Below are 15107 nucleotides of genomic sequence, written 5' to 3' on the forward strand. Positions count from 1 at the left end.
TCAGCCCCGGTTCCGCAGGCTCAGCGGGCGCATGTCGGTCCAGTTCTGCTCGATGTGCGCGACGGCGGTGGCGCGGTCGGTCTCGTCGAGTGCGACGGTCCAGCCGTCGGGCCGGTCCGCGAAGGCCGGCCACAGCGAGTGCTGGCCCTCCTCGTTGACGAGAACGAGGAAGCGGCCCTCGGTGTTGTCGAAGGGGTTGCTCATGACGCGTCTCCCAGGCTGTCGGAGGTCGTACGGGTGGTGGCTGTGGGGGCGTTCAGGGCGTTCAGGGCGTTCGGGGTGTTCAGGGCGGCCGGCGCGTTCAGCGCGTTCAGCCGGTGCTCGACGACCCGGCCGATCTCGGCGGCGGGGCCGGGGCCCAGCATGTCCGGGTGGGCGCAGTGCACCGGGTGGACGTCGACGCCGCCGGTCACGAACCGCTCCCAGGTCTTGGTGCGGACCTCGATGTCCTCCCCGTCCAGGGAACCGGTGGCGACGACCAGGGTCATCATGCCGTCGAAGGGCTCCGGGGTGTGACCGCGGAACAGGTCGACGTTGGCGCGCATGACCGTGAGCAGCCGGACCAGGGCGGGCTCGTCGAAGGCCGCGAGCGGTCCGCCGGTGGTGGCGAGCAGGGTCGCGACCGTCGGGACGGTGGGGTGGGGCAGGGCGTCGGCGCCGATGCCCGCCTCGGTGAGGAAGTCCGCGAGGAACTCCTCGTCCGTGGGCTGGGTCTCGGGGGCGGAGTCCGGATAGGAGTCGAGGTTGGCGAGGAAGGAGACCTCCTCGCCCTCGGCGCGCAGCCGGACGGCCATCGCCTGCGCCACGATGCCGCCGTAGGACCAGCCGAGCAGCTGGTAGGGGCCGCTGGGCTGGACGGTGCGGATGCGGGCGACGTAGTCCTCGGCGACCGCGGCCAGGTCGGCCGGCGGGGCCTGGTCCTCGCGCAGGCCCGGCGCCTGGAGGGCGTGGACGGGCTGCTCGGGGTCGAGGTGGCGGGCGAGCTCGGCGAACGGCAGGCCGAAGCCGAGGCCGCCGTGCACGCAGAACAGCGGCGTGCGCGTCCCGCCGGCGCGGATCGGCAGCAGCGGGGCGAGCATGTCGACCGGGCCCTCCGCGTCCATGGTGCTTCCCGCCAGGGCCAGTTCGGCCAGGGTGCGGTACTGGAAGACGGCGGCCAGGTCGAGCCGCAGCCCGGCCTGCCCGGCGGCGTTCACCAGGCGGATGGCCTTGAGGCTGTCGCCGCCGAGGGCGAAGAAGCCGTCGTCGGGGCCGACCGCCGTGCGCCCGAGCACCTCGGCCGCCGCCGCGCAGAGCACGCGCTCGGCCGGGGTGCGGGGCAGCGCGGGCTCCTCGCTCAGCGTGGCCGGGGCGGGCAGGGCCGCGGTGTCCAGCTTGCCGTTGGGCGTCAGCGGCAGCTCCGGGAGGAGGACGAACGCGCCGGGCACCGCGTGGGCGGGCAGGGTCGCGCCCAGGTCCCGTCGCAGGTCCGCCGGTTCGGGGGCGGCGTCGGGGTCCGCGGGCACCAGGTAGGCGACGAGCAGCCGGTCCCCGGAGTCGTCGTTCCGGACGGTGACGGCGGCGCGGGCGACGGCGGGGTGCGCGGCCAGGGCCCGCTCGATCTCGCCGATCTCGATGCGGTAGCCGCGGACCTTGACCTGGTGGTCGCTGCGGCCCGTGAAGTGCAGCCGGCCGTCGACGTCCCAGCGCACCAGGTCGCCGGTGCGGTACATCCGGGTGCCGGGCGGGCCGAAGGGGTCCGCGACGAAGTTCCCGGCGGTCAGCCCGGGGCGGCCGAGGTAGCCGCGGGCGAGCCCGTGGCCGGCGACGTACAGCTCGCCGACGGCGCCGTACGGGACGGGCCGCAGGGCCTCGTCCAGGACGTACACGGCAGTGTCGCCGATGGGCAGCCCGATCGGGACGGAGGACGCCTCCGGTGCGAGGGAGCGCACCTGGTGGACGGTGGCGATGACGGCCGCCTCCGTCGGACCGTAGGCGTCCACCACCTCGGTGCCCGGCAGCGCCTGGCGCAGCTTGCGCACGTGCTCCGCGGAGACGGCCTCGCCGCCGGTGAGCAGCAGCCGCAGCGGGGCGAGGCAGGTCGGGTCGAGGTCGGTGATGACGTTGACCAGCCGCGGGGTGATCAGGGAGACGGTCACGCCGGTGTCCCGCAGCAGCGCGCCGAGCCGCTCGGGGTCGGCGGGGCCGGGCGGGTTGACCGCCAGCCGGGCGCCGTGCGCGAGGGCGGTCCACACCTCGAAGACCGAGGCGTCGAAGGCCGGCGAGGCGTTCCACAGGAACGTGTCCGTACGGGCGAAGCCCAGCTCGGGCATGCCGTGGACCAGCCGGGCGGTGGCCCGGTGGGAGACGCCGACGCCCTTGGGGGTGCCGGTGGAGCCGGAGGTGTAGATGACGTACAGCAGGTCGTCCGGGTCGGTCTCGCCCGCGGGGGCGGTCGCCGGGCGGGCGTCGACCTCCGCGCGGACCTGCGGGTCGTCCAGGCGGACGGTGGTGCAGGTGCCCTCCGGGTCCGCGCCCGCGGCCGCCTCGGCCAGGGACTGCTGGGTGAGCAGGACCCGGGTGCCGCTGTCGGTGACCATGTGGTGCAGCCGGGCGGCCGGGTAGGCCGGGTCGAGCGGCAGGTAGGCGGCGCCGAGCCGGGCCGTGGCCAGCATGGCGACGACGGCGTCCCGTCCGCGCTCCAGGCACAGCGCCACCACGTCGCCCCGGCCGACGCCGTGGGCGGCGAGGTGGTGGGCGGTGCGGTTGGCGGCGGCGTCGAGCTCGCGGTAGGTCAGGGCGCCGTCGAGGCGGCTGCCGAGGCCGGTGGCGAACTGCACCGCGGGGGCCTCGGGCGCGGCGGCCAGGTGGGCGTCGAACAGGGCGGTGACGGTGGTGCGGGAGGTGTCCACCGGGCTCTCGCCGAGGGTGGCCAGGTCACGCCTGGTCTCCGGGGTGAGGACCTCCAGCCGGGAGAGCGGGCTGGTGGGCGCCGCGATGGCCGAGGCCAGCAGCTGGATCAGCGCGGAGGCCAGGCGCCGTACGGTCCGCTCCTCGAACAGGTCGCTCGCGTACTCGACGGCCAGGTCGATCCGGTCGGCCGTCGGCTCCGAGGTCAGCTGGACGAACAGGTCCCACTTGGCGGTGCTGCCCTCGGCGGGCACCGGCTCCATGGTCAGGTCCGTGCCGGTGTCGGGCACGGGGTCGGCGTCCCGGCAGTCCAGGATCACCTGGAACAGCGGGTTGCGCGACAGCGAGCGCTCCGGCTTGAGCTCCTCCACCAGCCGCTCGAACGGCAGGTCCTGGTTGCCGTAGGCGGCCAGGTCGAAGTCCCGGACGCGGCCGACGAGTTCGGCGAACGAAGGGTCGCCGGAGGTGTCGGTGCGCAGCACCAGGGTGTTGACGAACATGCCGACCAGGCCGTGCAGCCGGGCGTCGCCGCGCCCCGCCACCGGGCTGCCGACGGGGATGTCGGTGCCGGCGCCGTAGCGGGTGAGCAGGGCGGCGAGGGCGGCCTGCGCGACCATGAAGACGCTGGTCCCGGCCTCGCGGGCGAACGACCGCAGCGAGCGGACCAGTTCGGCCGGGACGGGCAGGTGGACCGTGCCGCCGCGGTGGGTGGCGACGGCCTGCCGGGGCCGGTCGAAGGGCAGCGCGGTCTCGACCGGCAGGCCCTCCAGCGCCTGGCTCCAGAAGGCGAGTTGGCGGGACACCTCGCTCTTCGGGTCCTGCTCGGAGCCGAGCAGCCTGCGCTGCCAGAGCGTGAAGTCGGCGTACTGGACGGGCAGCGGCTCGAAGGCGGGGGCCCGCCCGGCGAGCCGGGAGCGGTACGCCTCGGCGAGGTCGTTCGACAGCGGGCCCAGGGACCAGCCGTCGGCCGCGATGTGGTGCAGGACCAGCGAGAACACGTGGTCGTCGGGCGCGAGGGCGAACAGCTTGGCGCGCAGCGGCGGCTGGGCGGAGAGGTCGAAGCCGCGGACGGCCTCGGCGGCGAGCGCCTGCGGCAGCTCCTCCTCGGTGCACTCCACCAGCGGCAGCGGCAGCTCGACGGCCTCCGGGGCGAGCACGCGCTGCTCGGCGCCGGTGCCGTCGCCGCCCTCGACGGCCGCGAAGACCGTGCGCAGGGACTCGTGGCGGGTGACCAGGTCGCGCAGCGCCGCGTGCAGCGCCCCGACGTCCAGGGCCCCGCGCATCCGCACGCCGAAGGGGATGGAGTACAGCCCCTCGGGCACGCCGAGCCGCTCCAGGAACCAGAGCCGCTCCTGGGCGTGGGAGAGCGGGACGGAGGCCGGCCGCTCCTGCGCGACCAGCTCGGGCAGCGGCGGGAGCTGCTCGCGGCGGGTGCCGTCGCCGTTGCCGTTGCCGTTGCCGTCGCCCTCGTCGTCGCCGGAGCGGGTCAGCAGGGCGGCCAGGGCGGCGGCGCTGGGGGCCTCGAAGACGTCCCGCACCGACACCGGGGTGCCGAGCCGGGCCCGGACCAGGTTGGCGACCCGGGCGGCGAGCAGCGAGTGCCCGCCGAGGGCGAAGAAGTCGTCGTCGGCGCCGACCCTTTCGAGGCCGAGCACCTCGCCGAGGATCGCGCACAGCTCGCGCTCCTCGTCGGTCTCCGGCAGCCGTCCGGCACCGGTGTGCTCGGGGGCGGGCAGCGCCTTGGCGTCCACCTTGCCGTTCGGGGTGACGGGCAGCGTGGGCAGCTCGACCAGGGCGGCGGGCACCATGTGGACCGGCAGGGTCGCGGCGGCGTGCTCCCGCAGCTCCTCCAGGTCCAGGGCGGCGGCGCCGCGCGGCACCACGTAGCCGACCAGTCGGCGGTCGCCGGGCCGCTCCTCGCGGACCGTCACGGCCGCCTGGGCGACGGACGGGTGGGCGCCGAGGACGGTCTCGATCTCGCCGAGCTCGATGCGGAAGCCGCGCAGCTTGACCTGCTGGTCGGCGCGGCCGACGTAGTCCAGCGCGCCGTCCGCCAGCCGCCGCACCACGTCGCCGGTGCGGTACATCCGGGCGCCGGGCGGGCCGAACGGGCAGGCGGGGAACCGGTCGGCGGTCAGGCCCGGGCGGGCGTGGTAGCCGAGGGCCAGGCCGGGGCCGGCCACGTACAGCTCGCCGGCCACGCCGGTGGGCACCGGGCGCAGGGCGGAGTCGAGGACGAAGAGCCGGAAGGCCGAGACGGCGGTGCCGATCGGCGGCTTGCCGGCGCCGCGCAGCGGCTCGCTGACGCTGGCGCAGACGGAGGTCTCGCTCGGGCCGTACGCGTTGCACAGCTCGACGCGGCCCGACCAGCGCTCGGCCAGGGCGGCCGGGAGGGCCTCGCCGGCGGTGAACAGCCGCAGGTCGGCGGGGAGTTCGGCGTCCTGGGGCAGGCCGGCCAGGACGGTCGGCGGCAGCACCGCGTGGTTGATCCGGTGCGCGGCGAACAGCCGGGCCAGGGCCTCGCCCGACATCCGGCTCTCCGCCGTGGCCAGCACCATGGCGCCGCCGGTGTAGAGCGAGGCGCACAGCTCCCACACGGTGGCGTCGAAGCTGAACGAGGCGAACTGCAGGGCTCGGGCGCCCGGGCCCGCGTGCAGCCGGGCGGCGTGGTGGACGGCCAGGTTGACGGCGCCCTCGTGCGGGACGACGACGCCCTTGGGGCGGCCGGTCGAGCCGGAGGTGTAGACGACGTAGGCGGGGCTGCCCGGCTCGGCGACGGGGGTGCGCGCCGGCTGCGGGGCCTGCTCGTAGCCCTCGTCGCTTTCGTCGCTCTCGTCGCCGGGCAGGTCGAGGTCGACCCGGCGGGCGGCGCAGCCCTCCGGCAGCACCGTCCCGGAGGTGGTGACGATGAGGGCGGGGGCCGCGTCCTCGAGCATGAAGGCGATCCGCTCGGGCGGATAGGCCAGGTCGACGGGCAGGTACGCGGCGCCGGTCTTGAGGACGGCGAGCAGCGCGACGATCATGTCGGCGCCGCGCGGCAGGGCCAGGGCCACGAAGGCGCCGGGGCCCGCGCCGGAGCCCTCCAGCCGCCGGGCCAGGAGGTCGGAGGCGGCGTCGAGCTGCCCGTAGCCCAGGGTGAGCGCCGCGGCCGGGTCCTCCGGGCGGCCCTCGTCCGGGACGATCAGGGCGGGCGCCTGCGGGTTCCGCCCGGCGTGCCACCGGAACAGCTCGTGCAGGGTGGCGCCGCGGGTGAAGTCGTCGCGCAGGTCCGGGCCGGCGTCCTCGACGGCCTCGTCGGCGCCGCCGAACCCGGCCAGCAGGCTCTCGGGGTCCGCGGCCGTGCGCTCCAGGGTGTCGGTGAACAGCTCCAGTGCCCGGGCGGCCGTACGGGCGCCGTCGCCCTCCTCCTCGAAGGCGCTGGGCGCGTGGGCGAGGGAGAAGTCCAGCCCCTCGCCCGGCGTGACGGTCAGGCCCAGCGCGAAGTGGGTGGCGGTCCGCACCTGGATCTCGTCCAGGATGAGGCTGCCGTCGGAGGGCATGGCCTCGGCCATCGGGTAGCTCTGGAAGGCGACCGCGGTGTCGAACAGCTCGCCGCGCAGCCCGGCCGCGGCCTGGACCTCGGCGAGCGGCAGGTGGGTGTGCGGCATCAGCCGCACCTGCTGCGCGGCCATGGCCCGGATCAGGTCGGCGACGGTGCGGTCGGGGCGCAGCTCGGCGCGGACGGGCACCGTGTTGGCGAACAGGCCGATCATCGTCTCGACGCCCGGCAGTTCGGCGGGCCGCCCGGAGGTGACCGTGCCGAAGACCACGTCCTGACGGCCGGACAGGTAGCCGATCGTCACCGCCCAGGCCGCCTGGACGGCCGAGTTGAGGGTGACGCCCTCGGTGGCGCACCAGGAGGAGAGGGCCCGGGTCAGCTCGGGGGAGAGGGAGGCCGAGCCGACCTCGGGCAGCTCCCCGCCGGTGTGCTCCACGGCGCGCGGCGCCAGGCGCAGCGGTCCGTCCAGCCCGGCCAGGTTCTCGGCCCAGGCGGCGCGGGCGGCCTCCTGGTCCTGCCCGGCCAGCCAGCGCAGGTAGGTCTTGTACGGGACGGGCTCGGCCAGCGGCTCGGGCCCGGCGAGGCCCGCCAAGGTGAGCAGCTCCTGCGCGGCGAGCGGCATCGACCAGCCGTCCAGCAGCAGGTGGTGCACCGACCAGAGCAGCCGGTAGCGGCGCCGGCCCATGCAGATCGCGGTGAAGCGCATCAGCGGCGGGCGCGCCGGGTCGAAGCGGGCCTGGCGGTCCTCGTCGGCGATGCGGTCGGCCGCGATCTGGCGCTTGCGGTACGGAAGGTCCGTCAGGTCCAGCTCGCGCCAGGGCACCTGGACGGAGTCCTCGTCCAGGACCACCTGCACGACCTCGCCGTTGCGGCGCGGCCGGAAGCAGCTGCGCAGGTGCGGCTGGCGGGCCAGCAGGGCCGCCGCCGCCTCGCGCAGGCGCTCGACGGGCAGGTCGCCCTCGACCCGCACCGACAGCTGGAGGATGTAGGGGTCGGGGCCGCTGCCCTCGGCGGCGAGGTAGTGGAGTCCCTGCTGGAGCGGGGAGAGCGGCAGCGCTTCGACGATCCTCGGCTTCCCGGTCACAGCATGTCCTCGTTCAAGTCGATCTCCATAAAGGCGAGTTCGTCGTCGTCCAGAGCCAGCAGGGGCTCGTCCGCGGCGGCCGGCTCCGCGGGCCGGTCGGCCTCGCCGGGGTGGTGCGCCTCGGCGAGTCCGGCCAGCGCCGCGACGGTCCGGCCGGCGAAGACGTCCTTCACGGCGAACACCAGGCCTTCGAGGTGCGCCCGGCTGACCACCTGGATGGCCCGGATGCTGTCCCCGCCGAGGGCGAAGAAGTCGTCGTTCGCACCGACCTGCTCCACACCCAGGACCTCGGCGAAGACGGCGCACAGCGCCTCCTCGCCGGTGGTCCGCGGCGCGCGCGGCGCGGTGTCGGCGCCGCCCGGGGCGCCGAGGACGGCCGCCGGGCCTTGGAGCGCCGCGCCGGGCGCGGGCTCCAGCGGCGTGCCCAGGCGGGCCAGCGTGGTGTCGGGGGCGGTGGCGGCGAGGCGCAGCAGCGTGGTGAAGCGCTCGGTGAACGCGGCCACCTGGTCGCGGTCGAAGGCGGCGGGCAGGTAGTCCAGCCGCAGTCGCAGCCGCTCGCCCTCCGGCAGGACGGCCATGCTCAGCGGGTGGTGCCGGGCGTCGCGCGCCTCGGCGTGCACCACGCGGACCTTCCCCGGGGCGGCGGACGCTCCGGACCCGATCGGGAAGTTCTCGAACAACAGGACCGTGTCGAAGGCCTCGCCGACCAGCCCGGCGGCCCGGTGGATCTCCGCCACGCCGAGGTGCTCGTGCGGCAGGAGCTCTGCGCGCTCGTCCTGGAGGGTGCGCAACAGGGCGCCGAGGGTGGCGTCCGGGTGGAGCCGCACGCGCACGGGCACGGTGGTGAGGAACATGCCCACCATCGACTCGATCCCGGGCACCTCCGCGGGCCGGCCGGCCGTGATCGCGCCGAACACCACGTCCGGGGAGCCGGTCAGCTCGCTGAGCAGCAGCGCCCAGCAGCCCTGCACCACGGTGTTGACGGTGAGGCCCGCGCCGCGGGAGGCGGCGTGGAGGTGGGCGGTGAGCTCCTCGTCGAGGTCGAGGTGCAGGGACTCCGGGAGGGAGACGGCCTCGGCGACGGCCGCCGGGGCGACCAGCGTCGGGCCGGGGAGCTCGGCGAGCGCCCGCTTCCAGGCGTCCCGGGCGGCCTCGCGGTCGCGGGAGGCGAGCCAGGCGTAGTACGAGCGGTGCGGGGCGGGCCCGGCCGGCTCGGCCACGGTCCTGACCTCGGCGCCCTCCTCGGCCTGCTCGTTCAGCAGGCCGAGCAGCTCCTCGACCAGGATCGGCATCGACCAGCCGTCGACCAGCAGGTGGTGGCAGGTCCACAGGAAGCGGTACTGCTCCGGCCCGGTCCTGATCAGGGTGAAGCGCAGCAGCGGCGCCGAGGCCAGGTCGAAGCGGTGGGTGCGCTCCTCCTCGGTCAGGCGGGCGGCCTCGGCCGCCCGCTCGGACTCCGGCAGGTGCGTCAGGTCGGCCTCGTGCCACGGGAGCTCGGCGTCCGAGGGGATCAGCTGGACGGGGTCGCCGGAGGCGCGGTGCAGGAAGACGGCCCGCAGCGCCGGGTGGCGCCGGAGCAGGGCCTGGCCCGCGGCCCGCAGGGCCGCGGGGTCGACCTCGCCCTCGAGGTCGGCGGCGATCTGCAGGGTGTAGACGTCGACCGCGTCCGGGTCGGCCGCGTGGTGGAAGAGCATCCCCCGCTGGAGCGGGGTGAGCGGCAGCACGTCCGAGAGCGCCTGGCCCGCGGTGAGCGCGGGGTTCGCCGAGGTCAGCGCGGCCTCGTACGTCTCGACCTCCTGCTGGTCGAGGCCGACCAGCGGGAAGTCGGACGGGGTGGCGCCGCCCGCCTCCGGGGAGAGGGCGTACTCGGTCAGGGCGCGCAGCGCGCGGAACCAGGCGTCGGCCAGCTCCGCGACGGACTCCCGGTCGAGGATGCCGTCGGCGAAGGTCCAGTTGGCGACCAGGTGCGGGCCGTCGGCCCGGTCCTCGGTCGCCGGGGTGAGCTGGAGCACGTGCTCCAGCGGCATGGCCGGCTGCATGCCGGTGCCGACGATGCCGTCACCGGTGACCGGCGACCACAGGACGTCCTCCCGGGCGTCGAACCGGCCCATGTAGTTGAAGCCGAGCTGCGGCCGCGGGTACGCGGAGAGCAGCCGCGCGGCCTGCGGGTTGAGGTGGCGCAGCAGGCCGTGGCCGATGCCGTGCTCGGGCACCTCCCGGACCTGCTCCTTGACCAGCTTGAGCGCCCGGCCGAGCGCCTCCTCCGGGCGCGGGCCCGGGTCGAGCCGCACCGGGTGGATGCTGGTGAACCAGCCGACCGTGCGGGAGAGGTCCTGGCCGTCCGAGAGCTCCTCGCGGCCGTGGCCCTCCAGCTCGATCAGCGTGGCGCTCGAACCGTCGCCGCAGCGCAGGCGGCGCCACTCGGCGACGGCGACCGCGAGGGCGGTCAGCAGCACGTCGTTGATCTCGGCCCGCAGGGCGGCGGGGACGCTGGTCAGCAGCAGCTGGGTGACCTCCGGGGGGAGCTCGACGCGCAGGGTGTCGGCGGTGGCCTTCACATCGCGCGCCGGGTCCAGCCGGCGGGGGCCGAGCAGCGGGTCGGCGCCGGTCAGGACGCGCTCCCACAGGGCCAGTTCGGTGCCGCGCACCTCGGTGCGGGCCTGCTCGGTGAGCAGCTTGGACCAGGCGCGGAAGGAGGTGCCGACGGGCTGCGGCTCGGGCCGGCGGCCCTGGGCGAGGGCGTCGCAGGCGGCGGACAGGTCGGTCAGCAGGATGCGCCAGGAGACCCCGTCCATCACCAGGTGGTGCGCGACCAGCAGCAGGATCTGCTCGCCCGGCTCCGCGGAGGGGCCGGGGATCAGGACGCCGCGGATCATCCGGGCCGCCGCCGGGTCGAGCCGGTTGCGGGCGGCCGCGGCCTGGCGGTCGATCAGCTGGAGCAGCGCCGCGCCGTCCCCGGCGGGACGCTCGTCCGACAGGGAGAGGACCAGGCCCTCGTCGGCCGGGACGGCGCCGCGCGGGAGCACCTCCATCTGCCACAGGCCGGGAGAGGGCTCGGTGAGCCGCGTCCGGAGGGCGTCGTGGTGCTCGATCAGGGCGTGCAGCGCGGTGGTGAGCCGTGCGGCGTCCAGCCCGGCGGGGATCCGGACGGCGATGTGCTGGCTGAAGCCGGCGGCGGGGCCGGTCGTCGAGCCGGTGTCCTCCTGGAGGCGGGCGGCGATGGGCGTCATGTCGAGCACGCCCACCGGCTCGATCTGCCCGCTCTGCCGGCCGGCCTGCCCGTCGGCGGGGCGGGCGACCTGGGCGAGGACGCGGACCGTACGGCCCGTGAACACGTCGCGGGTGCTGAGCACCAGGCCCGCGCGGCGGGCCGCGCCGACCACCTCGATGGCGCGGATGCTGTCGCCGCCGAGGGCGAAGAAGTCGTCGTCCGCGCCGACCCCGGGCAGGCCCAGGATCTCGGCGAACACGGCGCCCAGCGTCTGCTCCGCGTCGGTCTGCGGCCCGCGGGCCGTCATGACCGGTCCGGCGGGCGCGCTCGCGGCCGGGGTGGCCGCGCCGGGCTTGGGCAGCGCCTTGCGGTCGACCTTGCCGTTGGCGGTCAGGGGCAGCGTGTCCAGGACGATCCACCAGCCCGGCACCATCCAGCCGGGCAGCACGGCGCCGACGCGGTCGCGCAGCAGGTCGGCGTCGACCTCGCCCGGGGCGGCGGCCACGTAGCCGGCCAGCCCGGAGCCGTGCGCGACGACCACGGCGTCCAGGACGCCGGGCACCGCGCGGACGGCGGCCTCGATCTCGCCGAGTTCGACGCGGCGGCCGCGGACCTTCACCTGGAAGTCGCGCCGTTCGACGAACTCCAGCTGCCCGTCCTTGCGCAGGACCACGCGGTCGCCGGTGCGGTACATCCGGGTGCCGCCGCCCGCGAACGGGTCGGCCGGGAACACGGACGCCGTCCGGACCGGGTCGCCCACGTAGCCGCGGCCCACTCCGACGCCGCCGACCCACAGCTCACCGGGCACGCCGACGGGCATCGGGCGCAGCCCGTCCCCGAGGACGTACAGCCGGGTGCCGCGCACGGCGCGCCCGATCGGGATGCGGCCGGTGGCGGCGTCCTCGGCGGTGACGAAGGCGTGCGTCACGTCGTCGGAGCACTCGGTCGGCCCGTAGGCGTTGACCATGCCGATCGACGGGAAGCGGGAGTACCAGCGGCCGACCAGGTCGGCGGGCAGGGCCTCGCCGGTGACCATCAGCTGCCGCAGGCCCGGAAGGCGGGGGTTCTCCCCGCGGGCGTCCCACAGGTCGAGGGCGGCGCGCAGCAGGGAGGGCACGACCTCCAGCACGGCGACGCCCTCGTCGACGGCCAGCGCGAAGAGGGCGTCCGGGTCGGAGGCCGTCTCGGGGCTGGCGACGACGGTGCGACCGCCGACCAGCAGCGGGGACAGCAGCTGCCAGACGTGCACGTCGAAGGTGAGCGGGGCGTTGGCGACGACGCCCTCGCCCGGCTGCAGGGTCAGGTCGTCGACCTTGGCCCACAGGTGGTTCAGCATGCCGGCCCGGTGCACCATCGCGCCCTTGGGGCGGCCGGTGGAGCCCGAGGTGAACATCACGTAGGCGAGGTCCTGGCCCGATCCGACGGGCCGGGGAACGGCCGGGCCCTCCGCCGCCCGGTCGTCCGACTCCGTCTCGAGCGGGAGGACGAGGACGTCCCCGGCCAGCTCGGCGGCCTCCCGGCCCTGCTCCTCGAAGCCCTCGCCGACGAGCAGCGCGCGGACCCCGGCGTCGCCCAGCAGCGAGGCCGTACGGGCGGCGGGCGCGGCGACCTCCAGCGGCAGCCAGGCGGCGCCGACCTCCTGGGTGGCCAGGATCGCGGCGACGTAGCCGGCGCCGGGGCGGGTCATCAGGGCGACGACGGTGTCCGGGCCGCAGCCCGCCTCGCGCAGCCGCTCGGACACGCCCTCGATGCGGCGCTGCAGTTCGGCGTGGGTCAGCCGGCGGTCGCCGTCGACCACGGCGATCTCGTCGGGGGTACGGGCGGCGGCGGCCCTGATCAGGCCGATCACGTCGCCCGGAGCTTCGGAGTCCTGCGCCTCGGAGTCCCGCGCTTCGGAGTCCTGCGCCTCGGCCGGCCGGGCGGCCTCGAGGTCGGCGGCGATGAGCATGCCGCTCGGCTCGCCGTCCAGGACCACGTCGAGGCGGTCGACGACGGTGTCCCCGGGGCAGCTCGCGAAGGCGGTGAGGAAGGCGCGGAACCGGGCGGCGTGCGCGGCCAGTTCGTCGCCGTCGTAGAGCTCGCTGTTGCCGTCGAGGTGCAGTTCGAGGGAGCCGTCGCCCAGGTTGAGGACGGTCAGGATCAGGTCGTTGACGATGCCGGTGGACAGGTTGACCACCTGGCCGCGGCACGTGCCGAAGTCCAGGACCGGGTCCTGGTCCAGGACGTTGACGAAGGGCCCGAACGGGCGGCGGTCGTCCGTGCGCATGCCGAGGTCGCGGCGGATCTGCTCGCCGCGGTAGCGCTGGTGGCGCAGCGCGTTGGTCATCTCCTTCCACGTGCCGCGCAGCAGCTCGTCACGGGTGGCACCGTGGCGCAGCGGTACGGCCAGCGGGAGGTAGTTGGCGACCATCCCGGGGATGCCGCGGGCGGCGGCGCCGACCCGGCCGGTGACGGGCAGGGTGAGCAGCGGCTCCTCCAGGCCCGTCATCCGCTGCACGTAGGCGGCCAGCGCGGCGGAGACCAGGACGGCGGGGGTGACCTTGGCGGCCACGGCGGCGGTGCGCAGCAGGTCCGCGGCGGCGGTGTCCAGCGACTCGGTGCGGCGCAGCGCGACCAGGCCGGGGGCGGGCTCGCGGGTGGAGAGGGAGGACGGCTCGGGCGATCCCGCGGTGAGGCGGTCGGTCCAGTAGGCGCGGTCCTTGGCGAGGCGGGGCGACTCGCGGTAGGCGGCCTCCGCGTCCAGGAGCAGCCGGAACGGCGGGAGCGCCGAGGAGGCGAGGCCCGCCTCGTCGCCGCCGTCCACGAGGTGGCTGTAGATCGCCGCGAGGCGCGGGTGGACCAGGCTGCGGCTGTACCCGTCGCACAGGATGTGGTGTCCGCACAGGTAGAGCCGGTGGTGCTCGGGGCCGAGGCGCAGCAGCGCGTTGCGCGTCAGCGGCGGCTCGGCGGCCTTCATCGGCAGGTCCAGGTCGCGGAGCATCCACGCCTCGGAGGCTGCCACCGGGTCGGCCTCGGCGGAGAGGTCGACCCGCGCGAGCAGGTCCTCCTCCACCGGGGCGACGAACTGGCCGGGCACCCCGTCGTGCTCGCCGAAGCGCACCCGCAGGCCCTCGGCCTCCACCGCCATCCGGCGCAGGGCGCGCTCGAGCAGGGCGGGGTCGAGCGGGCCGTGCAGGTCGATGTAGTCGCCCTGGGCGTAGCCGAGCGGCCCGGTCGCGAACTGCTCGTCGTACCAGACCTCGGACTGGGCGGCGGTGAGCGGCAGGTGGATGCCAGGGGACACGGTCATCGAGCTGCTCGCCCTTCGTTCCGCTCCTCGTCGCCGGCCAGTGCCGTGGCGCCGAAGGTGTCGCGGACCCAGTTGTCGTCGTACAGGGTGTCGAGATAGCGCTCGCCCAGGTCGGGGGCGATGGTGACGGCCCGGGTGCTGCGGTCGGCGCAGTTCTCCTGCATCCAGGCCAGGGCACCGGCGACGGCCGTACCGGTCGATCCGCCGAAGTGGTAGCCGTTGGCGGCCAGTTGGCGGCAGATCCGCACCGTGTCCGGCTCCTCGACGTGGACGACGGTGTCGACGTAGGACTCGTCCAGGAGGCCGGGGCGGATGCTGGTGCCGAGCCCGGGGATGTGTCGCGGGCTCGGGGCGCCGCCGAAGGTGACGGAGCCGACGGAGTCGACGGCGACGATCTTGACGCCGGGGCGGTGCTCCTGGAAGTAGCGGGCGCAGCCCATGAGGGTGCCGGTGGTGCCGGCGCCGATCACCAGGACGTCGAGCTCGGGGAACTTGGAGGCGATCGCGGGCCCGGTGGTGCTGTAGTGGGCCATCCAGTTCCCCGGCGCCTCGTACTGGTTGAGCCAGACGACCTTCTCGTCGGCGGCGCACATCTCCTGCACGTAGCGGATGCGGGCTCCGAGGAAGCCGTCGACGGGGTGCGGCTCGGTGATGGTGTGGACCTCGGCACCGAACGCCTGCATGGTGCGGCGGGTGGCCGCGTTGCAGCGGGAGTCCGTCACGCACACGAAGCGGTAACCGCGGTTGGCGGCCAGCATGCTGAGCGCGACGCCCATGTTCCCCGAGGAGGATTCGACCAGGGTCGAGCCGGGGCCCAGGACCCCGGCGGCTTCGGCCTGGGCGACGATCTCGCGGGCGGCCTTCAGCTTGATCGATCCGGCGAAGTTGAACCCCTCCACCTTCAGGTAGAGGTGTCTTGCGAAGATCGGATGCAGATCGACGAACAGATCGCTGACGTCGAATTCGTGCGGCGCAGATATGACAGGCATTGCGAAGCTCCCGGCCGTCGGCGGTACGTCGTGACGTCGACAGCAAGAAGGTTCCATTGCGGCTCTGACTGGGCGCTGACACGTTGCTGACGTGATGGCGGCCTTCG

Annotated in this window: 4 protein-coding genes; all 4 read right to left on the minus strand. The window is 75.3% G+C overall.

The window, feature by feature from the left end; all coding sequences use genetic code 11:
* From ACIBCA_RS10180 to sbnA, 4 genes are read right to left on the minus strand one after another with little or no spacing between them, the layout of a single operon-like run.
* Nucleotides 1-204 (minus strand): MbtH family protein, encoded by a 204-nt coding sequence (locus ACIBCA_RS10180; protein ID WP_396282426.1) that lies wholly within the window; start codon nt 202-204, stop codon nt 1-3.
* Nucleotides 201-7511: an amino acid adenylation domain-containing protein gene (locus ACIBCA_RS10185; protein WP_396282427.1), complete on the minus strand. Its 7311-nt coding sequence runs from the start codon at nt 7509-7511 to the stop codon at nt 201-203. The genes ACIBCA_RS10180 and ACIBCA_RS10185 overlap by 4 nt, the downstream gene beginning before the upstream one ends.
* The gene (locus tag ACIBCA_RS10190) at nt 7508-14011 is read right to left on the minus strand and encodes an amino acid adenylation domain-containing protein (protein ID WP_396282428.1); all 6504 of its coding nucleotides are present in this window, start codon (nt 14009-14011) and stop codon (nt 7508-7510) included. Before ACIBCA_RS10190 ends, ACIBCA_RS10185 begins: the two co-directional genes overlap by 4 nt.
* The gene (gene sbnA, locus ACIBCA_RS10195) at nt 14008-15000 is read right to left on the minus strand and encodes a 2,3-diaminopropionate biosynthesis protein SbnA (RefSeq protein ID WP_396282429.1); all 993 of its coding nucleotides are present in this window, start codon (nt 14998-15000) and stop codon (nt 14008-14010) included. Before sbnA ends, ACIBCA_RS10190 begins: the two co-directional genes overlap by 4 nt.
* Nucleotides 15001-15107 lie beyond the last annotated feature (107 nt).

The sequence above is a fragment of the Kitasatospora sp. NPDC051170 genome, assembly GCF_044455705.1.
Classification (GTDB): domain Bacteria; phylum Actinomycetota; class Actinomycetes; order Streptomycetales; family Streptomycetaceae; genus Kitasatospora.